At 67.9% G+C, this 23149-nt stretch carries 18 protein-coding genes; 12 read left to right on the forward strand and 6 right to left on the reverse strand.

The annotated features are described in order from the left end of the window. Window positions 1-74 precede the first annotated feature (74 nt). From QN152_09895 to QN152_09920, 6 genes are all read right to left on the reverse strand, one after another. Window positions 75-1283: an ABC transporter substrate-binding protein gene (locus tag QN152_09895; protein MDR7539822.1), complete on the reverse strand. Its 1209-nt coding sequence runs from the start codon at window positions 1281-1283 to the stop codon at window positions 75-77. Window positions 1284-1334: 51 nt separating this feature from the next. After that, window positions 1335-2039, reverse strand: a complete 705-nt coding sequence (locus QN152_09900; protein MDR7539823.1) for an ABC transporter ATP-binding protein — start codon at window positions 2037-2039, stop codon at window positions 1335-1337. Next, entirely contained in the window at window positions 2032-2802 is a 771-nt protein-coding gene (locus QN152_09905) for an ABC transporter ATP-binding protein (protein ID MDR7539824.1), read from the reverse strand. The genes QN152_09900 and QN152_09905 overlap by 8 nt, the downstream gene beginning before the upstream one ends. Further along, entirely contained in the window at window positions 2789-3784 is a 996-nt protein-coding gene (locus tag QN152_09910; GenBank protein ID MDR7539825.1) for a branched-chain amino acid ABC transporter permease, read from the reverse strand. Before QN152_09910 ends, QN152_09905 begins: the two co-directional genes overlap by 14 nt. Then, window positions 3781-4629, reverse strand: coding sequence for a branched-chain amino acid ABC transporter permease (locus tag QN152_09915; protein ID MDR7539826.1), 849 nt, complete (start codon window positions 4627-4629; stop codon window positions 3781-3783). Before QN152_09915 ends, QN152_09910 begins: the two co-directional genes overlap by 4 nt. Before the next feature lie 311 nt (window positions 4630-4940). Next, window positions 4941-8267: a BTAD domain-containing putative transcriptional regulator gene (locus QN152_09920; GenBank protein MDR7539827.1), complete on the reverse strand. Its 3327-nt coding sequence runs from the start codon at window positions 8265-8267 to the stop codon at window positions 4941-4943. 566 nt (window positions 8268-8833) lie between these two features. On the opposite strand from QN152_09920, the gene QN152_09925 reads away from it, so the two are divergent. The 12 genes from QN152_09925 to QN152_09980 form a co-directional block, all read left to right on the forward strand. Beyond that, window positions 8834-11410 (forward strand): molybdopterin-dependent oxidoreductase, encoded by a 2577-nt coding sequence (locus QN152_09925; GenBank protein MDR7539828.1) that lies wholly within the window; start codon window positions 8834-8836, stop codon window positions 11408-11410. After that, window positions 11410-12156, forward strand: coding sequence for a 4Fe-4S dicluster domain-containing protein (locus tag QN152_09930; GenBank protein ID MDR7539829.1), 747 nt, complete (start codon window positions 11410-11412; stop codon window positions 12154-12156). Before QN152_09925 ends, QN152_09930 begins: the two co-directional genes overlap by 1 nt. Window positions 12157-12158: 2 nt before the next feature. Continuing rightward, window positions 12159-13445, forward strand: a complete 1287-nt coding sequence (nrfD, locus tag QN152_09935; GenBank protein ID MDR7539830.1) for an NrfD/PsrC family molybdoenzyme membrane anchor subunit — start codon at window positions 12159-12161, stop codon at window positions 13443-13445. Window positions 13446-13448: 3 nt separating this feature from the next. Next, a complete protein-coding gene (locus QN152_09940) occupies window positions 13449-13706 on the forward strand; it encodes a hypothetical protein (GenBank protein MDR7539831.1) in 258 nt (85 codons plus the stop codon). 121 nt (window positions 13707-13827) lie between these two features. Then, a complete protein-coding gene (locus QN152_09945; GenBank protein MDR7539832.1) occupies window positions 13828-14421 on the forward strand; it encodes a molecular chaperone TorD family protein in 594 nt (197 codons plus the stop codon). Next, window positions 14418-16034, forward strand: coding sequence for a 4Fe-4S binding protein (locus QN152_09950; GenBank protein MDR7539833.1), 1617 nt, complete (start codon window positions 14418-14420; stop codon window positions 16032-16034). The genes QN152_09945 and QN152_09950 overlap by 4 nt, the downstream gene beginning before the upstream one ends. 345 nt (window positions 16035-16379) lie before the next feature. Continuing rightward, the gene (locus tag QN152_09955; protein ID MDR7539834.1) at window positions 16380-17075 is read left to right on the forward strand and encodes a winged helix-turn-helix transcriptional regulator; all 696 of its coding nucleotides are present in this window, start codon (window positions 16380-16382) and stop codon (window positions 17073-17075) included. Beyond that, window positions 17068-20580 (forward strand): molybdopterin-dependent oxidoreductase, encoded by a 3513-nt coding sequence (locus QN152_09960; GenBank protein ID MDR7539835.1) that lies wholly within the window; start codon window positions 17068-17070, stop codon window positions 20578-20580. Before QN152_09955 ends, QN152_09960 begins: the two co-directional genes overlap by 8 nt. Beyond that, window positions 20577-20870, forward strand: coding sequence for a hypothetical protein (locus tag QN152_09965; protein MDR7539836.1), 294 nt, complete (start codon window positions 20577-20579; stop codon window positions 20868-20870). Before QN152_09960 ends, QN152_09965 begins: the two co-directional genes overlap by 4 nt. Further along, a complete protein-coding gene (locus tag QN152_09970) occupies window positions 20863-22116 on the forward strand; it encodes a 4Fe-4S dicluster domain-containing protein (protein ID MDR7539837.1) in 1254 nt (417 codons plus the stop codon). Before QN152_09965 ends, QN152_09970 begins: the two co-directional genes overlap by 8 nt. Before the next feature lie 11 nt (window positions 22117-22127). Continuing rightward, window positions 22128-22925 (forward strand): molecular chaperone TorD family protein, encoded by a 798-nt coding sequence (locus QN152_09975; protein MDR7539838.1) that lies wholly within the window; start codon window positions 22128-22130, stop codon window positions 22923-22925. Beyond that, window positions 22901-23149: hypothetical protein (locus QN152_09980; protein ID MDR7539839.1), on the forward strand; the 249-nt coding region annotated here is incomplete at its 3' end. The genes QN152_09975 and QN152_09980, both read left to right, overlap by 25 nt.

The raw sequence follows: 23149 nt of genomic DNA on the forward strand, positions 1-23149 counted from the left end.
GACTTCGCGGTCTGGCGATCCGCGAGCACCGAACACGCATACGAGTTCCCCCCTTTTTGTCTCATCACCCCGGCTCACTCGCCGAAGAACTCCTTGACCGTCACCCACTTCCCGCGCCGGCCTTCAACGATGGCGAGTTGCCGGATGCCGGAGTGGTCGGTCCGGCTGTATCCGAAGGGCGGGGTTAGCCCGCCAGCGTTGAAGTTCCTGATGCCCTCCATCGCCTCGATGAAGCGGTCGCGCGTTAGATCGCGACCGGCGCGCCGCAGCCCCTCCACCATCAGGGCCGCAGCGGCGTCGGAGGAGATGCTATAGCCACCGGGCACCTCTGCGGGAAACGCGGCCTTGAGCCGGCTGCGGTAAGCGACGACAGCAGGGTCATCGCCGTCCGGATCGAGCAGCCATGCTCCCGCCCGAACCCCCTCCATTTGATCGCCGGCCAGCCGGAACATGACCGGATCGGCCAGCACGTAGGTCATTAACCACCGGGTCCGCAGGCCCAGCCGCGCTGCCTCCCGGAGCAGCGAAGCCGCGGGAACAACGATCGCGTAAACGAATACCAGGTCCGGATTGGCCTCGCGCAACCGGACGGCGTGCGCAGTGAAGCTGGTCTCCCCGGGTTCATAGGGGATGTCCGCGACCGGACGCACGCCGTTGATCGTCAGCATCTGCACGAAGGCGTCCCGGCCTTCCTTACCATAGGAGTCGTTCTGGTAGAAGACCGCGATGCGCTTCGCCCCCATTGTCTCCAGCGCGTACTTGGCCATCAGCCGCCCCTCAAAGAAGTAGATGGGCTGGATACTGAAGTAGTTGCGTTTGAAGGGCTGGATCCACAGTGACGACCCCGAGGCCGGCGCGACGACGGGCACAGCGCGTTCGACGGTGTAGTCGATGATCGCAGCCCCGGTGGGCGTGCCCAGCGGGCGGAAGAGCGCGAAGACCTCGTCCCGCTCGACCAGCTTGCGTGCGGCGGCGAGCGTCTCCGAGGGGATGTAGCGGTCATCCTCGATGATCAGGCGGACGCGTCGGCCGTGGATGCCTCCCCGGTCGTTGACCCACTTGAAGTAGGCCTCGGCGCCCCGGGCCAGCGGGATGCCGATGGTCGAGACCGGGCCGGACATGGCCACCGGCATGCCCAGGGTGATCGTGTCCGCTGTGACGCCGGGGACACGCTGGGCCGTCGCCGGCGCCAGCACCACCGTCACCATCATTGCCGCGATCAACAACCCGAGGGCCTGCGCCCGGATCTGGTTCCCCTGCCCCGTCAGTCTTATCGTGCGCATCGCCATCTCCCCCTTTTGCCTTTCTCGCACCTGGTAGTTGCCGAGTGCCTGCTAGCGTCCGAGATACAGCCGCTCCACTTCCGGATTGCGCCGAAGGTCAGCGACCGGACCGCTCAGCCGGATGCGTCCCTTCTGGAGCACATACGCCCGGGAGGCCAGGCCCAGCGCAAGATAGGCATTTTGCTCGACCATCAGCACGGTCGTCCCGGCCGCATTGATGCTGTGAACGATGTCGAAGATCTGCCGCACGATCCGCGGCGCCAGACCCAGGGAGGGCTCATCGAGCAACAGCAGCGCCGGGCGCGCCATGAGCGCGCGTGCAATCACCAGCATCTGCTGCTCACCGCCGGACAGCGTCCTCGCCGGCTGGGCGAACCGATCGCGCAGGATCGGGAAGTGGGTCAGGACCCGATCGAGGTCGTCGCGCACACCGCCCCGGTCGCGCCGCGTGTAGGCACCCATGCGGAGGTTCTCGCCCACGGTCAGGTCGGGGAAGACCAGGCGGCCCTCGGGGACGTGCCCTATACCCGAGGCGACGATGCGGTCGGGGGGCAGGCCGTCGATTCGCGCTCCCCGGAATCGCACGGTGCCCGACCGCGGTCGCAGCAGGCCCGAGATGACCCGCAGCGCCGTGGTCTTCCCGGCCCCGTTGCCTCCCAAGAGGGCTACGATCTCGCCCTCATGCACGGCCATCGAGACCTCTGCGAGGACCACCACGGCGCCGTAGGCGGCGGTGACCGCTTCCAGGTCAAGCACGGGCAGCCTCCCCCAGATAGGCCTCGATAACCGCGGGATCAGAGCGCACCACGTGCGGACGACCTGAGGCAATGAGCTGACCAAAGTTCAGCACGACGATGTGGTCACAGATGTCCATGACCAGCGCCATGTCGTGCTCCACCAACAGCATCGCGCATCCGTATCGATCCCTGATGCGTTGAAGTAGCGCGCCCAGTTCCTGGCTCTCCTCCGGGGCCAACCCAGCCGCCGGCTCGTCAAGGAGCAGCAGCCGGGGGAGCGAGACCAGCGCCCGGGCCAGGTCCACGCGCTTCTGGACAGCAAAGGGCAGTGCGCTGACGGGAAAGGACTCGACAGGCTCGAGCCCGAGCAGGGAGGCGACTTCACGAACCCGGTCCCGCATTTTCCGCTGTTCTCTTCGGGCCTGCGGCAGCATTAGCGCGTTGGCCAGGAGCCCAGCGCGTGCTACGGCGTGCAGTCCCACGAGCATGGTGTCCTGCACGGTCATGGTGCTGAACAGCACCACCCCCTGGAATGTGCGTCCGATACCGTACCCGACGATCTCGTGGGGCGATGCAGCCAGAATCTCGCGCCCGTCAAAGCGGATCGACCCCGCCTCCGGCTCGACGAATCGGCTGACAGCATTCAGCAGCGTCGTCTTCCCCGCCCCGTTGGGTCCGATCAGCCCGACGATCTGCCCCTCGGGCACGTCGAATCCGACCCGGTCCAACGCCAGCAGTCCGCCGAAGCGCACGGTCAGGTCGCGGATCTCAAGGCGCGGCATGACCGACCTCCTCGCGCGTCTCGCCCGAAGGCCGGGCGGGAATTAGGCGCCGGAGCCCGGGCAGGCTGCCCGGCACCCTCCAGAGCCCGCCAGGCAGGAAGATGACCATCAGCACCAGGGCGAGCCCGTAGACGACCTGGCGGAGATCCCGCACGGCCCCCAGCGCCTGGAAACCCACGGTCAGGACCAGGGCGCCCACGATCGAGCCCGGGATCGAGGCCAGGCCGCCGATCACGATCACGCTGAGGAGAAAGATCGAGATAGACAGGTTGAAGTCGAACGGGCTGATGAACCCGACCACGTGGCCGTAGAGCGATCCTGCGATCCCCGCGTAGAAGGCGCTGATAGCGAACGCGAGGGTCTTATAGCGTGACAGGCTGATCCCCGAAGCCTGGGCCGCGGGTTCGCTGTCGCGCAGGGCCACAAAGGCACGGCCGACCGGGCCGCGCAGGAGGTTGGCCGCCAGCATCGCCATCCCCACCAGGACAGCCACTGCCAGGTAGTACAGGGCGGCATCGCCGGTCAGCGTCCAGGGGCCAAACGATGGTGGCGGAGGCTTGATCCCCATGTAGCCGCCGGTCACCGGCTCCCACTTGACCAGGATCTGGGAGACCGCGGTCCCGAATCCCAGGGTGGCAATGGCCAGGTAGGGACCGGAAAGGCGCAACGCCGGCACGCCCAGCAGCCATCCGACGCAGCCGGCAGCCAGGGCAGCAGCCGGCAGAGCGAGCCAGAATGGCCAGCCCAGCCTGATAACCAAGATGGCCGAGAGGTAGGCCCCGATCCCCATGAAGCCAGCATGCCCGATGGAGATCTGTCCGGCATACCCGGTCAACAGATTCAGGCCAATCGTGGCGATGGCCCAGATCGTCCCCAGGGTGAGGATGTAGAGGAAATAGCCTGGAATCAGCACCGGCGCTGTCACCACAGCCGCCGCCGTCGCGGCGGCCAGCCACAGGCGAGCAGAAGGCCACAGCTTCATACGCGTTTTCTCACCGCCTGCCCGAGCAATCCCTGGGGGCGGATGGCGAGCACCAGGACGATCAGCAGGAACGCGAACGTGGCTTTCAACTCAATTGAGATGAAGGCCCCCACCAGATTCTCAAGAATCCCAAGACAGAGGCCGCCGAGAACGGCTCCGGGGAGGCTCGTCAGCCCGCCCAGCACCGCGGCTGCGAATCCCTTGATGAGGAGGTCCACCATGCGGTTGGGTTCGAGGAATAGCGCGGGCGTGGCCAGGACTCCGGCCACCGCTCCGAGCCCGACCCCGATGCCCCAGCTGACGGCGAACACGCGGTTCACAGGGATACCCATCAGCAAGGCCGCTGTGCGGTTGGAGATTGTCGCCCGCATGGCAATCCCCAGCGTGGAGTATCTAAAGAAGAGGTAGAGGACGGCGGCCAGGCCCAGGCTCACGGCAAGGTTTAAGACTTGATCGAGGGGAACCAGAATGTTACCGGCCCGCAACGGCGGGCCGGTAACGGCATAGGGGAAACTCTTCACGTCGTGGCCCCAGACTAGGCCGGCAACGCCGTTGAGGATCAGGGCGAGACCCAGCGTAGCGACAACCAGACCGAGCACGGTGGCCCGCCGGTCGCGCGCCGGCCGCATCACCACGCGCTCGATGAGGACGCCGAGCAGCACGGCGAAGGCCAGCGCGCCGGCAAACGCCAGCATCGTGGGCCAGCCCAGCTGAACGAGCAGCGCGTACGCTACGAACGTGCTGATCATGGCCATATCGCCGTGGCCGAAGTTCACGATGTCAGTGGTCTTGTAGATGAGCGCCAGCCCCAGCGCCATCAGGCCGTACAGCGCGCCCGCGCTCACACCGCCTGCGAGGAGATCTACAAGGAGGCGCATCAAACCCGTTCACCTAGTACGTGGACGGGCAGGATCTCGACCATGAAAGCAAGCGCCTCGTTGAGCCGGCTGAACGATACCTCGCGGCCCGACTGGACGTGACGGATGGTGCCGTACCAGGAGGACGCAGACGCGCCCGGCGAGGTCCCTTCGACGAAACGGATGACGAAAGACGTGACGCGCCTCGGTCCGCCCCCAGGAGGTCGGCGACCGGCCCGACGGGAAGCCATAACGCACCTAGCGTACTACGGCGCCGCTTCAGCGTCGTTACGCAGCCGCTACAGGGAACGGGTTGCCTGGCCTGGCAGGGCGCTAGACGCGTCCCGTTGTCGGGCGATGGCGTCGCGCAGCGCCACGGTGCGTGGGGAAGGCATCACCCCAAGGTCCTGGGCGAGGCGGGTGGCGCATCGCTGATAGATGCGCATGGCCAGGGCGCGGTTCCCCTGCTCCGCGTGACAGCGCATCAGGAGGTAGTACGCATCCTCCCAGCATGGATCTCGTTCCAGGATCTGCTGGCACAGGTGGACGGCTTCGTCGTAGCGCCGCCGGTCCGTAAGGAATTCCGCCACCCGGACCCCTGCCGACAGGTAGAGTGACAGCAGCCGCTCCCGTTCGTCGGCCGCCCAGTCCTCATAGGCGCAGTCGGCCAGGAAGTCGCCCTGATAGAGTCGGAGGGCCCTGCGGTACTCTTCGAGAGCTGCATCCGGGTCACGGGCCTCCATGCCCCGGGCCCGCTCGACGAGCCGCGTGAACTCGTCCGCGTCGACTCGGAGGTCGATCTCTGGATTGAGCCATAGAGCCTTCCCGTCGGACAGCACAGCCGAGGATAGATCGTCTCCGGGCCGGTCTGGCTGCTCCAGGCGCAGGACGCGCTTCGCGGCCGCGAGTGTGACTCTCAGCCGGGCCGAGGCTTCCCTGGGCGTAGCCTCTGGCCACAGGGCGGCGGCCGCCTGCTCCCGCCGGACCCGCCGGCCCTTGTGGCACAGCAGGATCTGGAAGAGGCGCAGCGCCTTCTCCCGGCCCCAGGCCGACCTGGGGATCTCGCGGTCGCCCAGCCAGATGCGGAACTCTCCCAGCGCTTGTACGTGGATAGACGAAGCCCTTGGTACCCGTCCTTCAGAGAGCCGGACCCACCAGGGACGTCGCTCCGGGGTTCCCGTTGCCTCCGGGTGCCGCTCAACCAGCTTCTGCAGCAGGCGTGCGGCGTAGTTGTTCTCCACACCCCGCTCCCGCGCCCGCCGTAGCACTTCCAATCCCTCGCGCAGAGGATTTGGACCGAGCAGCGTCTGCTCCAGGAAGAGGAACTCGTAGCCCTGTGCCGCTGACGCCGCGAGGATCCGCGCGCAGGCATCGTCGAAGCGTGACCAGTCGGGATGGCGGCAGGCCAGAACCGCCTGCCAGAGGGCTGCCACCGCAGGACCGAAGAAGTCGCCACAGCTACGGCCGATCGTTTCTGCCTCGGTCAGCCAGGCCGCGGCCTCCGCGTGGCCGCAGGTCACGGCAGCGCCGCCGAGGGCGAGCCGGACAATCCCTGCCAGGTAGGCGTCGCCGGCGTCGGCGAGGATGGCCAGGGCGGCGTGGGCATCCCGTTCTGCCAAGGCGAAGTCGCCCAGCCGACATCCGGCGATGGTGCGACCCATCAGCGACTCGACCTTGAACCGCTCGACGCCGATGCGCTCAGCCACCTCCAGCGAGCGCCGGTAGCAGTCCAGCGCGCGTCCGATGTCGGCATCAGGGCCTGCCAGCCAGGCGTGGCCGAGGCGGGAGAGCGCCACGCACTCGACGATCGGGGACCGGAGCTCGCGCCCCACCTGTAATCCCCACTCGGCATAGCGACGCGCAGCCTCGCCGTCCCCGCACAGTGCGCACACCCACGCCAGGAGTACGGCGGGCTCTCTGTGCGAGCGCGGCATGCGGGGCTGGCCCACCCCCCATGGATCATCGCGCAGATCGCGTTCGAGAACCTCCCGAGCCGCCTCCAGCCGGCCTGTCCGGACGGTATGGCGGATCTCGATACCGGTCGGCACCGGGCACTCGCCGTATCTCTTTATCGCCCCCAGCAACCGTGCCGCCTGTGGGAGCCGGCCCTGGTTGATCCGGTTCTCAGCCAAGAGGCTCAACAGAAGCGGCTTCATGTCAGGAGCTGCCCGCCTGACCAGCCGGCGAGCCTCCTGCAGCAGCGGCTCGGCCCGCACCGGCTGGACGGTGTCGAGATACACAAGGGCATGCCCCTGCCGTGCCCGCGCCTGTGCCACAGGATCCCCCGACGCCTGCGCCGCCCTGTAAGCCGCTTCGTAGTGAGAGACAGCCTCCTGGTAGCGGCTGGTGAGCCGGTAGGCGTCACCGCGGCTGATTCCCAGTTCCGGGTAGCCCGCCAGCACCGACTCCGGCAGGCGGTCAAGCCACGACGCCAGAGTTTCGTACCGGCCGGCCTGAATCATACCTGAGGCGATGCTGGCCAGCAGCTCGGCAGCCGCACCATGCTCTCCGGCCTGCAGGAGGTGGTGGATGGCCTCGTCACGTTCTCCCCGCCGCCGGTAGAACGCGGCGGCGCGGCGATGGAGCACGCCTCTCTGTTCCTCACCCACACTCCTGATCAGGAAATCCTGGAACAGGTGATGGTAGCGGTAGCTCCCGTTGCCGAGGTGGATCACGAACAGGGAGTGGTCGTCCAGATATTGAAGCGTCGAGGCACTGTCGGGACGGCCCAGGACCTCGTCACAGACCTCCGCATCGAGCCGCCTGAGCACCGACGTCCCGACCAGGAAGTCCCGAATCTCGGTCGGCTGACCCATCAGGACGTCTTCGGCGAGGTAGACGAACAGACCGGGCAGCGAGTCGGGGAGCCGCCCCAGCAGCCGGTCCACTCCCCTAGCGCCCGTGCGCTGAAGATGCTGGCAAACCATCAGCAGCGCAATCGCCCATCCCTCGGTCTCGGCAACCAGCGCCTGGGCGTGCTCCGCCGACAGCCTGATGCTGACGCGGCGATCAATCAGCTCGGCGACCTCGTCGGGCGTGAAGGCCAGATCGTCCCGACCAATCTCCAGGACATCGCCTCGGGCCCTCCACCGGGCCAGGCGCGACAGACGAGGGCTGTGGCGGGTGACCAGCACCACGTGCAGGCTGGGCGGCATGTGCTCGATCAGGCGCTCCACGATGGCCTGCACCTGCGGCCGGTCCACCAGATGGTAGTCATCTAAGACAAACACGGTGTCTTGTTCCAGATGATCCAGGAGGTCGTTGACCAGAGCGTCCACAGCCGGCGCCCACAGTTTCGCTGCGCCGCCCTCCTGCTCGAGCAGCGACAGCGCCGTCCGCCCGCACGCGGGGAGCCTGGCGCGGAACGCCGCGATGAGATGGAGGAGAAAGAGCAGCGGGTCCGCGTCGGCTTCGGAGAGGCTGTACCAGAAGTACGGCCTGGGCGAAGCGCACAGATGAACCGCCACAGCCGTGCTCTTTCCGTAGCCGGCGTCGGCCTTAATCACCGTCAGTGGGACGTCCAGCATGCGACGCAGACGGTCAGCAAGCGCTGGCCGCGCAATGAGATCACCCCGCACCCGCGGGGGGATCAGCCTGGTCCGAACAACCAGGTCGCTGGCCCGCATATGGCGTGCTCGATCTGCCTCCCCTCTGCTGGTCCGGTAGGACGGGAAGCCTGTGCGCGCGTGGTTTTCTCCGAGGAGAACCGTCCTCCCTCCGCCTCCAGGTGCCTGCAGCACTTTCGCCATCTGGCGCGGGGTGGGGATGAACTGTCACAACTAGCCGGGCAGGAGTGAAGCGGCTGTCTGGGAGCTCGGCAAGTCCGCACCGTCCTGCTCTTCGGCGGCGAGAGAGCCAGCGCCGACTACAGTGGGCCCCAGGTAGACGTCCTGGTGATCCAGCCCTGGATTTAGGACACCGTGCTCTCCCCGCCCTCCCAGGCTCCCACAGGGGTGTGAGGGAAGGCACGCCGGTGGGTGCGGAGATGCCATCGAGCTAGGTTCGCAGGACCGCAGCGCGGTAATGGCCGCACCAACCAGATAAGGTCCTCGCCTTACTATCCGCGCCCTAGATGGATAAGGTCTTTTTACTGTCTACGCCCTAAACGGATCAGCTCCCCGTCCGATATACCGTCATCCCAACGGGCTATAGTCTACCAAAGGAGCAAGTTGCGTGCAGACGGGGTGAACGCGTGAGGATCTCGCGACGGACTTTCGTAAAGGGGGCGGCTGCGGCCGGTGGGGCGGCCGTAGCCGGGCGAGTCATCCCCCGCGGTATGGAGACGCTGGTGGCCGCCCGGCAGATCTCAGCCCCGGCGGTCACCGAGGAGTGGGTACCCACCACCTGCTGGATCGGCAAGCAGGACTGCGGGATACTGGCCCGCCGCATCAACGGGCGGATCGCGAAGCTGGAGGGCCATCCCGGGAACCCGCTCAACCGCGGCACCCTCTGCCCCAAAGGCGTGGCCCAGATCATCGCCGTCTACGACCCCCACCGGGTCAAGGCCCCCCTCATCCGCACCAACGAAAAAGGGGTCTCCGGGCGCTGGCGGCAGGCCACCTGGGACGAGGCTCTGGACCTGGTGGCCCGCCGCATCCGGGAGGTGCGGGCCAAGGACCCGAAGCTCCTCGTCTGGCAGAAGGGACGGAGCAAGGGCAAGGCGTTCTACGACGAGGCCTTCGTCAAGGCCTCGGGCGCCACCAAGCTGCACCATGGCGCCTTCTGCTCCGACGCCGGGTATCGCGCCTGCGAGTACACCGTGGGGATGTCCGGCGTGCTGCACCCCGACTTCCGGCACACCCGCTATCTGCTGGCCTGGGGCTGGAACGCCACCAACGCAGGCGGGAACCAGCTCTGCTGGATCACCTGGCCCCAGCAACTGGTGGCGGCGCGGGAGCGGGGACTGAAGGTGGTGGCGATCGACCCGCGGCTGCGCGGCGCCGGCCCCTTTGCCGACGAGTGGCTGCCCATCCGGCCGGGGACGGACCTGGCCCTGGCCCTGGCCCTCTGCCACGAGCTGGTCCGCCAGGGGACCATCGACCGCGACTACCTGACCCGGCACACCAACGCCCCGTTCCTGGTGCAGGAGGACGGTTTCTTCCTGCGGGTCGACGGCAAGGAGCAGGTCTGGGACGGCGCGCGGCACGCCCCCCGTCCCGCCGACGCGCCCGGGGTCACCCCGGCCCTGGAGGGGGAGTTCACCGTGGGGAGGCGGAAGGTGCGGACGGCCTTTCAGGTGTTCCGGGAGCACCTGGCCGCGTACACCCCGGAGTGGGCGGCCGAGGTCTGCGGCATTCCCGCCGAGACGATCAGCCGCGTGGCCCGTGAGCTGGGAGAAGAGGCGCGCATCGGCAGCAGCACCGTCGTCGACGGCGTCACCCTCCCCTACCGTCCCGTGGCCATCATGGCCTACCACGTCTCCCAGCAGGAGCTGGGCTTCCAGGCCGTGCGGGCCATGCTGCTGGTGATGATGCTGCTGGGGGCGGTGGGCGCTGTAGGCGGGCAGCGGGTGGATGTGGGCGGGTGGAGCGTCCACGAGAACTTCGAGAAGCTGGAGCACATCGAGATCAAAGACCCTCCCTACAACATCTACCTGAAGGACAGCAAGTACTTCCCCATCAACAGCAACAACTCGTCGATGGTGGCCAGGGTGATGCTCAACCCGGAGAAGTACGGGGTGAAGGATCGACCGGAAGTGCTCATCGTGCACATGAGCAATCCACTGGTGGCCTTTGCCTCGCAGCCCGACCTCATGGAATCCTACAAGAAGTTCAAGTTCGTGGCGGTCATCGACCCCTTGCTCTCGGAGACGGCCGACTACTTCGCCGACGTGGTGCTTCCGGCGGCCACCATCGAGAAGTACGAAGGTCCCAGCAAGGCCAGCGACCAGTACACAGACGGAGTCGCCCTGCGCATCCCTCCCATGAAGCCCCTCTTCCAGACACGGGGAGACATCGACATCTACCTGGACCTCTGTGAAAAGGCCGGCATCCTCTATGGGAAGGGCGGCTATCTGGACCACCTCAACCAGGCCCTCAAGCTCAAACCACCCTACCTCCTGCCTCTGGACCGCAAGCCCACCACACGCAGCATCTTCGACCGGTGGGCCCGCTCGGAGGGAATCAGCGACGGCGTGGCCTACTTCGAGAAGCACGGGGTGAAGGTGAAAGGCCCCATCCCTCCCGCTAAGGCGTACGGCTACGCCACCAGCCCGCCTTTCGGCGGGGTGCGCCACCGCCTCTACGGGGAGGCCCTGCTGCGCTACCGCCAGGAGATGCGCCAGCGCGGTGTCGCGCCCCTCTACTGGCAGGACTACACCCCGCTGCCCACCTGGCGCCGCCCCACCATGGAGGAATCTCCCGCCCGCTACGACCTCTACCTGATCAGCTACAAGATGATCGAGTTCAAGCAGTCGCGCAGCAGCTTCATCCCCCTGCTGGCGGAGCTGGCCCCCAGGCAGCGCCTGGACATCAACCCGCGGACGGCCCGGCAGCGGGGGATCCGCAACGGCGAGGAGGTCTGGGTGGAGTCGCACAACGCCCTCACCGGGGAGACGCGCCGGGTGAGGGTGCCGGTGCACTACACCGAGGCTATCCGCCCGGACACGGTGGGCCTGCCGCACCACTACGGGCTGTGGAGCCATCCCTGGGCCAAGGGTCAGGGCCCCACGGCCAATGCCCTCTTCTTCACCGGCGAGGGCTACGTGGCCAACACCGCGGACCAGTCGTTCCATGTGAAGGTCCGGGTGTACAAAGGGGAGGAAGGGTAGTGGCGCGCTACGCCATGGTCATCGACCTGGAGCGCTGCACCGGGTGCCGCGCCTGCATGGAAGCCTGCAAGGTGGAGAACAATACCCCGCAGGCCAATTTCTGGATGTACGTCTTCCGCTTTGAAGAGGGGGAGTACCCCAACACTCGCGTCTGGTTCATGCCCCGACCGTGCATGCACTGCGACAACGCCCCCTGCGTCAAGGTCTGCCCTGTGGGGGCGCGCTACAAGCGGCTGGACGGGCTGGTGGCCACCGACTTCGACCGCTGCATCGGCTGCCGCTACTGTGAGGTGGCCTGCCCCTACGGGGTGAACTACTTCAACTGGAAGAAGCCGGAACGTAATCACTACATTGACTGGACGGACCGGGAGGCGGCCGCGCTGAACCCGGTGACCAACGGCGCGGTCCCTCCCTACAAGAACCCCGACCTGGAGAAGCCCTACGGGCCGGAGCGGCGGCGTATCGCCGGCGGCGGGCACCTCAAGGGCGTCATCGAGAAGTGCACCTTCTGCGTGCACCGGGTGGAGCGGGGCCAGCAGCCGGCCTGCGTGGCCAACTGCCCGCTCTTTGCCCTGCACTTCGGGGACCTGGACGACCCCGGCAGCAGGGTCTCCCAGTTGCTGCGCCGCCGGCCGCACTTCCGCCTCCTGGAGGAAGCGGGGACACAGCCGCGGGTGTACTACCTGGGCGGCAAGCCGCCCGGCGAGGAGAGCCGGCAGATCGAGGCCGTGCGGGCGAGGGTGTAGCCATGGTGACACGGGCGCAGCCGATTCCATACGGGGTGGGCCGCTTCTCCCCGGCGGCGGCACTGGTGGTCCTGCTGCTGCTGGCGGTGGTCGCTGCCGGGTTGTACGCCCTCTACACCCAGCTCACCGAGGGGTTGGTGGTGACCGGTCTGCGCGACATCGGCACCATGGGCGGCTCCGCCTGGGGCCTGTACATAGCCTTCGACGTCTATTTCGTGGGGGTCAGCTTTGCCGGGATCACCACCGCCGCGCTGGTACGCATCCTCAACCTGCAACACCTGCGGGCGGTCTCCCGCATGGCCGAGCTGCTCACCATCGTTTCGCTGATCCTGGCCGCCTTCAGCGTCCTTCCCGACCTGGGCCAGCCCCTGCGCGGCATCGTCTACCTGTTCAAGTACGCCCGCCCACAGTCGCCGTTCTTCGGCACCTTCACCATGGTCATCGCCGGCTACCTCTTTGCCAGCCTGGTGTACTTCTTCCTGGACGGGCGGCGGGACGCCGCCATCTGCGCGCAGCGGCCAGGACGGCTGCAGTGGTTCTACCGCCTCTGGGCGTCGGGGTACCGGGGGACGGCAGAGGAGCGGGAGCGACACGCCCGGGCCAGCTTCTGGCTCTCCCTGGCCATCCTCCCCCTGCTGGTGATCGCCCACTCCACGCTGGGGTTTGTCTTCGGGCTGCAGGTGGGGCGGCCAGGGTGGTTCAGCGCCCTGCAGGCGCCGGCCTTCGTCATCCTGGCGGGGGTATCGGGAGTGGGGCTGCTCATCGTCATCGCCGCCGTGGTGCGGCGGGTGCTGGATGCGCAGGACCGTCTCACCCCTGAGGTCTTCCGCTGGCTGGGCAACATGCTCATGGTGCTCATCGCCGCCTACCTCTACTTCATGGTCGTCGACTGGTTGACCGCCACCTACGCCGCGCCCAGCCACGAGGCCCGCACCTCCCGGGCCATCTTCTTCGGCCGGTATGCCCATATCTACTGGACCTCAGTGGTCGCCCTGGTGGTCGCCTTCGTCGTACAGTTCCGGCAGTTCATGCGGCAGCGCTATGAACTCTGGCGCATCGTTCTAAGCGGCGTGCTGGCCAACGTGGCCGCGGTGGGCAAACGGCTGCTCATCGTGGTCCCCTCGCAGACGCACGGCACCCTGCTGCCGTACCCGCCGGGGAGGTACAGCCCAACCTGGGTGGAGTATGGTATCGTTGCTGGGTTGTTTGGCCTGGGCACCTTGATGTACATGGTGGTTTCGAAGATCTTCCCCATCATCGAGCTCCCGGAGGAGGGAGTGGAGGGGTAAGCCATGCGGGCATTACTCACACGGTTGACGGTGCTCGCGGGGGTAGCGTTCGCGGTCACCAGCTTTGCGCTGGGACTGCGCCTGCCCATCCCGGGGGTTCCTCAGCTCGCCGCCACGCCGGCGGGACTGCCTGCGGAGATTCCTTACCTACCGGCCTTCTTCATCCTGGGAATCATGCTGATGTTCCTCTCGGCGGTGGTGTATGAACTCCTCCCCGGCAACCGCAACGCCTCGCCACCAGTCCGCCCCCGGCCGCGCTGACGGCGGGAGGAGCCGGGGGAATCCTCTGATTTCCCTACCCGCGCTGGCCCGCTGGCGCGGCGAGTGCTACCAACTGTTGGGGTGTGGCTTTCTCTTCCCCACGCCCGAGCGCCTGGAAAGGATGACCAAGGCTGCCCTCCGCCAGGAGCGGGCCGGCCAGGCCTTCGCCGGCCTGGCCATCTACCCCCGTTGGCGGTCACTCCTGCGGATGGTGCGGCAGGCCGGAGGGCAGGCCGACGCGCTGCAGGCGGATTTCAGCCGGTTGTTCGTCGCCGGCCGCGATGGTTGCGCTCCGAACGAGTCCCATCAGCTCGCCCTCGAGCCTGCGGAGGCCACGGTTCTGAATGCGGCCCTGGAGCGGGAGTACGCCGACGAGGGGGTCACGTTGCACCCTGCGGCCGGGGAGCTGCCGGACCATGCCGCGGTGGAGATGGAGTTTGTGGCGTTCCTGTGCGACAGGGAGCGCGCGGCCTGGAGGAACCGGCATGGAGCGGAAGGGAGGCGTCTCCTGCTGCGCCAGCGGCAGTTCCTCCGGCAGCACCTGGGGCGGTGGATTGCGCGGTTTGCCCGGGAGGTGCGGCGGGCGGACTCCCGGGGATGGTACGGCGAGGTGGCCGGGGCGGCTGCTGCCTTCATCCACCACGACCAGGATCTCGTGGACCTTCTGGTCAGATGGACTGAGGAATCCGATGGCAGCGGGGTAGGGACGGGATGAACCGGCCCGCCGGGGAAGGCAACGGGCACCCGCCGGCGGCGGTCCTGCTGTGCGCGCACCTTGACGGTGTCGGAAGCGGGCTTGACGTGCGCGTGGTGCGGGGGACCCTGGAGGAGACCCTGCCGGCCGTGCACGTGCGCACCCTCGATGAAGTCTGCCGCCAGCCCCGGAGGATCAGCGCCGCCGTCCGCGCCACCGGAGCAGTCAGGCTGGTCCTGGGCCTCTGCCGGCACGGCTATGCGGCAGCGGAGCTTCAGGCCCAGGTACGGAAGGCCGGCCTCGACCCTCTGGGGGTTGAGGTGGTGGACCTGGGGGCCTACGCTGCCTGGGTGCACTCCCGCCAGGAGGCGACGCAGAAGGCCCGGGTCCTCCTGGCTGCGGGGATAGCCCGGGCGCGGGCATTCACCGAAAGCCGTCCCCAGAACCTGAAACCGCTCCTGCCGGGGGCGGTGAGCCGGCGTGGCCTCCTCAGCCTTTCACTTCTGGAGTACCAGGCGGTTCCGGCCGTCGCGGTGGAGCGCTGCCACGCCGAAGAGGGCTGTCGGGAGTGCCTGGGCACCTGCCCGCACCAGGCATTCCGCCTGGAGGACGGTGAGATCCGACTGAATAAGTCGCGCTGCACCTCCTGCGGGACCTGCGTAACCGCCTGCCCCCACGGGGCCATGGACCTGCCCGGCTGGACGGCCGGACAGGTGGAAGCGTACCTGGGCGCGCTCCTTTGCGCTCCTCCTGAAGAGCTGGCCCCCCGGGCCGTCCTGGTTGTTTGCAGGCACGGGGCCGCCGCACTGAAGTCATTGGCCGCTTCAGGGGCATCCTATCCGGTGAACTGGTTTCCCCTGGAGGTCCCCTCGCTGGGGATGGTGCCGCCCACATGGCTGCTGGCCCTTCTGAACCTGGGGGCGGCGGGGGTGGGAGTTGTCTCCTGCCCCCAGGCATGTGGAGCCACCTCTTTGGCCCAGATCGAGAGGCGGGTGGACTTCTGCCGGGAGGTCCTCAAGCAGGCAGGAGAACATCCGGGACGGGTCGCGCTTCTCCCGGCTAGGCCCTCCGCCCTGCTGGAGACCCTGCGGACCGCGCCCAAGGAGTTCATCCCCGTGTCGGTCCAGGCTCCCCCGGTGGTTCCCGCCATGGCTAGCCCCTTCGCCTACCCTTCCCGCGGCCGCGTGCTGACAGCCCTGGGTGAGCGCCTCGGCGCGTCCTCCCTCGTATTGCACCACCCGGCGTCGCCCTTCGGTCTCGTTCAGGTGGGTGCCGGCTGCACGCTGTGCGGCGCGTGCGCGGCGGCGTGCGGCCCGGGGGCTCTACGGCTGGAAGGCGATGGCGAGGCCGCCCTGACCTTTGACCCGACCCTGTGTACCGCCTGCGGGCGGTGCCTGCCGGCCTGTCCCGAGCCAGGTACCCTGATCCTCCACCCCAGAGCCGACCTGCGGATCCTCTCCCGTGGCAGGGTGGCCCTGGCCCGAAGCCACTACGGCCGGTGTGAGGCCTGCGGCGGGCCGATCGCGCCCCAGCCGATGCTGGAGCGGATGGCTGCGCTTCTGGGAGGCGAGAACGCCCGGGGGGCGCACATCATCACCCGGTACTGCTCCGCCTGCCGCGGCCTGGCGCACTGAGCGCCGCGACGAACGTTCGGGTCGGCCAGGGGCGAGTCAGGTCGGAAGAAACCAGCGCCAGCGGCGCGCACCGCCGGGAGAGATCGGATCCGACCCCGAAGGGCCTCGCCCTCTCAATCCAGGCGACCGCAACCGCTGGCTGCTTTACATAACCATCCTGCGATCCGGCCGTCAATCGCCAACAGGTGTTCGCTGATCCTTTCTGAGAAGGTGTTGCCGTCAGCCCGGAAATACACTCGCCGCCCGATTGCCTCCCGCCGGCACTATTCCTACGCTGGCCCTGAGATTCGGCCGTTTTAACGGCCACAACCACTATCGATGCGGCGGACCGAGGGGGTCCACGGTTTGATCGACCTGCAGCCCACGCGCTCACAGTTGCTCCGCATCATCAGGGAGCGCGGCGGGGTGACGCTGCGCGACCTGCAGCAGGCCACGGGCCTCTCCCGGTCTACCCTCCGCCAGCACCTGACCATCCTGCAGCGCGACGGAGCCGTCCGGGAACGCCTGCTGCGGGGTCGGCCGGGACGTCCGCCCATCGTCTACGAGCCCTCCCCGGCTGCCCCGCGGCGTGCCCTGGAGAGCTATGCCGCCATCCTAGGTGCCGTCCTGCGCGTTGTCGGCGGGCAGGGTACGCATCAGGTGCGGCGGATCGCTGAGGCCGCCGCGGTCGAGATCGCCCGACGGCATGCCCACATCGCGACGCTATTGTCCCTGGAGGATCGCATCACCGCGGCCCTGGGAGCCCTACTTGAAGATGCCCGCACGGCGGAGGTCAGGCCTGTGGGGAGGGACTACGAGGTCGTCCTCCGCGATTGTCCCCTGCTGGCTTTGGCTGGGGAGCTCCCTCAGATCTGCGGGATCACCCGCGAGTTGCTGCACAGGCTCACCGGGGCGACGGTGGAGCAGCGCAGGTGGATGCTGCGAGGTGACCCGTGCTGCTCCTTCCTGCTGAAGGCGAAACGGGCCGGCAGGCGCTCCCGCGCCGCGCCGGGGCGGCGAGAGGACGTGAGACCGGATGGCTGGAGGGGCGTCCATGGATGAGAAGAGAAGGGATTCCCCGGCAGCGGAAGGCGAAGCGCCGGGAAACGGTGGCGTCTGCGGCGGCCTGACCCGGCGGGAGTTCCTGGGATCCGCGGGCGCCGCGGTGGGCGGCCTGGCGCTGGCCCAGGCCCTCCCCCTGCGGCTGCTGCAGCCGCTGGCAGCCATCGACAACCCACTGGGCTTCTACCCGGACCGCGAGTGGGAAAAGGTCTACCGCGACCAGTACCGCTACGACGGCAGTTTCACCTTCGTCTGCTCTCCCAACGACACCCACCACTGCCGCCTGCGCGCCTTTGTGCGCAACGGCGTGATCATGCGCATCGAGCAGAACTACGATGTGCAGCGCTACACCGACCTCTACGGAAACAGGGCCACTCCCCACTGGAACCCCCGCGGCTGCCTGAAGGGCTACACCTTCCACCGCCGCGTCTACGGGCCCTACCGGCTGAAGCACCCCCTGGTGCGCCGCGGGTGGAAGGCATGGGCGGACGACGGCTTCCCGGAGCTCACCCCTGCCCTGCGGGGGAAGTACCGTTTCGACAGCCGGGGGACCGATGCGTTCGAGCGGGTCTCCTGGGAGCAGGCCTACGACTACATCGGGAGGGCCTTCATCGCCATCGCCCGGCGCTACAGCGGCCCGGAGGGCGCACGGCGGCTCCAGGCCCAGGGCTACCCGCCGGAGATGGTGGAGGCGATGCACGGGGCGGGGGTGCGCACCTTCAAGTTCCGCGGTGGGATGGGGCTGCTGGGGGTCATAGGCAAGTACGGCCTGTGGCGGGCCGCCAACATGATGGCGCTGCTGGATGCCCACGTGCGCGGGGTGGGTTCCGACCAGGCGCTGGGCGCCCGCAAGTGGAGCAACTACACCTGGCACGGCGACCAGGCTCCGGGGCAGCCCTTCGTCCACGGCCTGCAGGCCTCGGACGTGGATTTCAACGAGCTGCGCCACGCCCGTCTGCACATCCAGGTGGGCAAGAACCTCATCGAGAACAAGATGCCGGAGTCCCACTTCTTCAATGAGCTGATGGAGCGCGGCGCGCGCATCGTCGTCATCACCCCCGAGTACAGCCCGCCCGCGGTCAAGGCCGACTACTGGATGCCTGTCCGCCCGCAGACCGACGCCGCGCTCTTCCTGGGCATCACCCGGCTCATGATGGACAACCGCTGGTATGACGAAACCTTCGTCAAGCGGTTCACGGACTTCCCCCTGCTCATCCGGCAAGACACCCTGAAGCGGCTGCGCGCCGCCGAGGTCTTCCCCGACTACCGCCCCGGGCTGGACCCGCAGGGTCCCAGCTTTACGCGGCAGAACCTGCGGCCGGACCAGTACGCGCAGCTGGGCGACTTCGTCATCTTCGACCGCAGGACCAGGCGGCTGCAGCCGCTCACCCGCGACCAGGTGGGCGAGCGCATGGCCCGGGCGGGCCTGGACCCCGACCTGGCCTGGCGCGGCCGGGTGAAGCTGGTAGACGGCCGGGAGGTGGAGTGCCTCACCCTGTGGCAGGCCTACCGCGACCACCTGCGCGATTACGACCTGGACACCGTGGTCGAGATCACCCAGACCCCTAGGGAGATGATCCGCCGCCTGGCGCGGGACATGGCCACCATCAAGCCGGTGGCCATTCACATCGGCGAGGGGATCAACCACTGGTTCCACGCCACCCTGGCCAACCGCGCCTTCTACCTGCCGCTGATGCTCACCGGGAATATCGGCGTCCCCGGCGCAGGCTGTCACACCTGGGCCGGCAACTACAAGGCCGGCATCTTTCAGGGCTCCCCCTGGACGGGTCCGGGGATCACGGGGTGGCTCTTCGAGGACCCCTTCAACCCAGCATTGGATCCGACCACGCCCGGGCGGCAGATCAAGGTGAAGAAGTACCTCAAGGACGAGGAGCCGGCCTACTGGGACCACGGGGACGTGCCGTTGATCGTGGAGACCCCCAAGGCGGGGCGCAAGGTCTTCACCGGCCAAACCCACATGCCCACGCCCACCAAGGTCATCTGGTACAACAACGTCAACATCCTGAACAACGCCAAGTGGGCCTACGGGGTGATCAAGAACGTCAACCCCCGGGTGGAGCTGATCATCAACCAGGACATCGAGATGACCGCCAGCGCCGAGTACGCAGACATAATCCTGCCGGCCAACTCCTGGGTGGAGTTCCAGACCTACGAGCTGACCGCGTCCTGTTCCAACCCCTTCCTGCAGATCTGGAAGGGGGGCATCAAACCCCTCTACCAGACCAAGGACGACGGTGTGATCATTGCCGAGGTGGCGGCGAAGCTGACGGAGTTGACCGGCGACCGGCGCTTCCGCGACTACTTCAAGTTCTTGCTGGAGCGCCGCCCCGAGGTCTACATCCAGCGCATCCTGGACAGCGCCACCTCCACCGTCGGCTACCGGGTGGGGGACATCCTCGCCGGCCGATACGGTGAGCCCGGCGCAGCCCTCATGCTATTCCGCACCTACCCCCGGGTGCCGTTCTTCGAGCAAATCCACGACAGCGAGCCTTTCTACACCGACACCGGCCGGCTGAACAGCTACTGCGACCTGCCAGAGGCCATCGAGTACGGGGAGAACTTCATCGTACACCGGGAGGGGCCGGAGGCGACGCCCTACCTCCCCAACGTCATCGTCAGCGCTAACCCCCTGGTGCGGCCCAACGACTACGGCATCCCCCTGGATGCGCTGCACTGGGACCAGCGCACGGTGCGCAACGTGAAGATGCCGTGGCGGGAGGTGAAGCGGACCAAGAACCCGCTCTGGGAGCAGGGCTATCGCTTCTACCTGCTCACGCCCAAAACCCGACACCGCGTGCACTCCTCCTGGAGCACCGTGGACTGGAATATGATCTGGGAATCCAACTTCGGCGACCCGTACCGGCTGGACCGGCGCACTCCCGGGGTGGGCGAGCACCAGCTGCACATCAACCCCCAGGCGGCGCGGGACCTGGGGATCAATGACGGGGACTACGTCTATGTGGACGCCTATGCCGCCGACCGGCCCTACATCGGCTGGAAGCCGGACGACCCCTTCTACCGCGTCGCCCGCTGCATGGTGCGGGCGCGTTACAACCCGGCCTATCCCTACAACGTCCTGATGATGAAGCACGGCCCCTTCATGGCCACGGAGAAGTCGGTGCGCGCCCACGAGAGCCGGGCCGACGGGCTGGCCCGCTCCGCGGACACCGGCTACCAGGCCAACCTGCGCTACGGCAGCCAGCAGTCGGTGACCCGCGACTGGCTGATGCCCATGCACCAGACCGACACCCTCTTCCACAAGGCCAAGGGGGCGGTGGCCTTCGTATTCGGGGGCGAGGCGGACAACCATGCGGTGAACACCGTACCCAAGGAGACGCTGGTGAAGATCACCAAGGCGGAGGACGGCGGCATGGGTGGCAGAGGACTGTGGGAGCCGGCCCGCACCGGGTTCTCTCCTGGGCGGGAGAACGAGTTCATGCGCCGCTACCTCTCGGGCGCCCTGGTGGAGGTGAGGCGGCGGTGAGGGCAGTGGCCAAGCCCTTCGCTCCCGACGACCCGCTGGCGCTGGTGGGGGTGGCCCTGCCGCCCTCGGAAGGCGCCCTGGAGGAGATGGCGCGGACGTTTATCCAGGAGTACCTGCTGCAGGGGTGGGACGAGCGCAGGCTGCTGGCCCTCTTCCGCAACCCCTTCTATCGGGCGCCGCACCTGGTCTACCGGGCACGCGGGGAGGAGTACGTCAGGCGGCTGATCGCCGAGGCCCTGGCCGGATGGGGCCAGACGTGTGCGCTGCAGGAGGAGAGTCACCATGCCTGACGTCTACAACTGGCACCTCGGCCGACCCATGTCCTACCGCTTCGCCGAGCGACACCCCCGCTTCCAGTTCGCCGCTGTCTTCAACATCAACCGCTGTATCGGCTGCCAGACCTGCACCATGGCCTGCAAGAGCACCTGGACCTTCAGCCGTGGCCAGGAGTATATGTGGTGGAACAACGTGGAGTCCAAGCCCTACGGCGGCTACCCCCAGTTCTGGGATGTAAAGCTGCTGCAGCTGCTGGAGCAGGCCAACCCCGGCGGCCAGACCTGGGATGCCCGGAAGCGGGACCCCGCCCGCGCCCCCTACGGGACGTACCAGGGGAAGACGGTCTTCGAAGCTGCGCCGGCCGGCGCCGAGGCGCTCGGGTACCTCCCCACAGACGAGGAGTGGCGCGCGCCTAACATCTACGAGGACACCTCCACGTCCTACCCCACCGGACCCGGCACCTTCCACTCCACCGGGGAGCAACTTCCCGAGCACCGCACCTGGTTCTTCCACCTGCAGCGCATCTGCAACCACTGCTCCTACCCCGCCTGCCTGGCCGCCTGCCCGCGCAACGCCATCTACAAGCGGCCGGAGGACGGGATCGTCCTCATCGACCAGAAGCGCTGCCGCGGCTACAAGAAGTGCGTGGAGGCCTGCCCCTACAAGAAGCCCATGTTTAACGCGTACACCCGGGTCAGCGAGAAGTGCATCGGCTGCTACCCCCGGGTGGAGGGGCGGGAGCCCCTCTTTCCCGGCGCGCCGGTGGAGCCGCGCTGCATGGCCGCCTGCGTGGGGAAGATCCGCCTGCAGGGGCTGGTACGCCTCAACCCTGATGGATCCTGGGCGGAGGACCGGCGGAACCCCCTTTACTACCTGGTGCGCGTGGCCCGGGTGGCCCTTCCCCTCTACCCCCAGTTTGGGACCCAGCCCAACGTTTACTACATCCCTCCGCGCTGGGTGCCGCGCGCCTACCTGCGGCAGATGTTCGGGCCGGGCGTCGACGAGGCGGTGGAGACGTACATGGCTCCGCCGCGGGAGCTACTGGCGGTGCTGCAGCTCTTCCGCAGCGCGCAGCGCATCATCTTCAGCTACCGCATCGAGGAGGGGCCGAAGGTCCTGGAGACCCGGATCAACGGCCGGAAGTGGGAGATGTTTAACGACACGGTGATCGGGCTGGACCGGGCCGGCCAGGAGATCGTGCGCCTGTCGGTGCAGGAGCCTGTGTACACACGGCCGCGGCAGCACCTCAACTCCATCTGAAGGACGCGTTGATGGACGCAGGGAGGCCCTTTACGGTTCAGGATGCCGCCGGGCCCGCCGTCGCCCTGGCCCGCAGCGCCGTCTACCGGTTCCTCTCGCTGGCCTTCTTGCCCCCGGCAGAGGAACTGAGTGTGTTGCGGTCGGAAGGAACGGCCCTGCTGCGGGCACTGGATGGCCTGCGCGCCGCGGAGGGCGATGCCACCAGGGGCGGTGTGGTAGCGGGGGATCTGCTGGCCAGCCTTGGGAACACCGACGGGCCGGCTTTGCGCGCGCACTACCACCAAGTCTTCGGCCACCAGGCCTGCGCCGACTGCCCACTCTACGAGACCCCGTATGTGGCCGCGGAGATCTTCCAGCAGGCGCAGCAGCTTGCCGACATTGCCGGGTTCTACCGCGCCTTCGGCCTCGAGGTCGCCGAAGAGGCCGGGGAGCGGTTAGACCACGCCAGCCTGGAGCTGGAGTTCATGGGCGCCCTGGCCTATCGGGAGGCCTACGCCCTGGTCCACCACGGGCCGGCGGAGGTGACCCTGCTGCAGGAGGCGCAGCGGGCCTTCCTCCGCGATCACCTGGCCCGGTGGGTGCCTCTCCTGGCCCGGCTGGTCAGGCGGCGTGCGGAGGGCTTCTACCGGCACCTGGCCGATCTGGCGGAGGCGTGGATCGCCCGGGAGGCGGCGGCATTCGGCATGGCCACCGCTGATGCCACCGGGGTCTCCCTTCCGGGAGCAGGGATGACCCTCCCCACGCAGGATCCGCAGGTCCAGCCTGTGATGTGCACGGGGGAAAGATGCCCCCTGGACGACCTGCCGTAGCGCCGCCCGGCCTGCGCATCCGCTACGATGCCGACCTGCTGGAGGCCGCCGTGGAGGCGGTGCTGCGACACGGCGGCGACCGTACAGCGGGGGAGCGCTACCGCCGTGCCGCGGACCGCATCTACACCAGGTACCCGGACCCCGAGTCGCGCCGGCAGGCATTTGACGCCTTGCACGCCCGCCTCTTCGAGGAGATGGGCTGCGCCCCACCTGTGCGCGCGGCC

The sequence above is a fragment of the Armatimonadota bacterium genome (assembly GCA_031459715.1).
Classification (GTDB): Bacteria; Sysuimicrobiota; Sysuimicrobiia; order Sysuimicrobiales; family Humicultoraceae; genus Humicultor; species Humicultor tengchongensis.

Excerpts from the sequence above, each read along its gene's own strand:
- QN152_09895 (MDR7539822.1), bottom strand. The coding sequence starts at position 1,283 with ATGCGCACGATAAGACTGACGGGGCAGGGGAACCAGATCCGGGCGCAG.
- QN152_09905 (MDR7539824.1), bottom strand. The coding sequence starts at position 2,802 with ATGCCGCGCCTTGAGATCCGCGACCTGACCGTGCGCTTCGGCGGACTG.
- QN152_09910 (MDR7539825.1), bottom strand. The coding sequence starts at position 3,784 with ATGAAGCTGTGGCCTTCTGCTCGCCTGTGGCTGGCCGCCGCGACGGCG.
- QN152_09920 (MDR7539827.1), bottom strand. The coding sequence starts at position 8,267 with ATGCGGGCCAGCGACCTGGTTGTTCGGACCAGGCTGATCCCCCCGCGG.
- nrfD (MDR7539830.1), top strand. The coding sequence starts at position 12,159 with ATGGTGACACGGGCGCAGCCGATTCCATACGGGGTGGGCCGCTTCTCC.
- QN152_09940 (MDR7539831.1), top strand. The coding sequence starts at position 13,449 with ATGCGGGCATTACTCACACGGTTGACGGTGCTCGCGGGGGTAGCGTTC.
- QN152_09945 (MDR7539832.1), top strand. The coding sequence starts at position 13,828 with ATGACCAAGGCTGCCCTCCGCCAGGAGCGGGCCGGCCAGGCCTTCGCC.
- QN152_09950 (MDR7539833.1), top strand. The coding sequence starts at position 14,418 with ATGAACCGGCCCGCCGGGGAAGGCAACGGGCACCCGCCGGCGGCGGTC.
- QN152_09960 (MDR7539835.1), top strand. The coding sequence starts at position 17,068 with ATGGATGAGAAGAGAAGGGATTCCCCGGCAGCGGAAGGCGAAGCGCCG.
- QN152_09970 (MDR7539837.1), top strand. The coding sequence starts at position 20,863 with ATGCCTGACGTCTACAACTGGCACCTCGGCCGACCCATGTCCTACCGC.
- QN152_09975 (MDR7539838.1), top strand. The coding sequence starts at position 22,128 with ATGGACGCAGGGAGGCCCTTTACGGTTCAGGATGCCGCCGGGCCCGCC.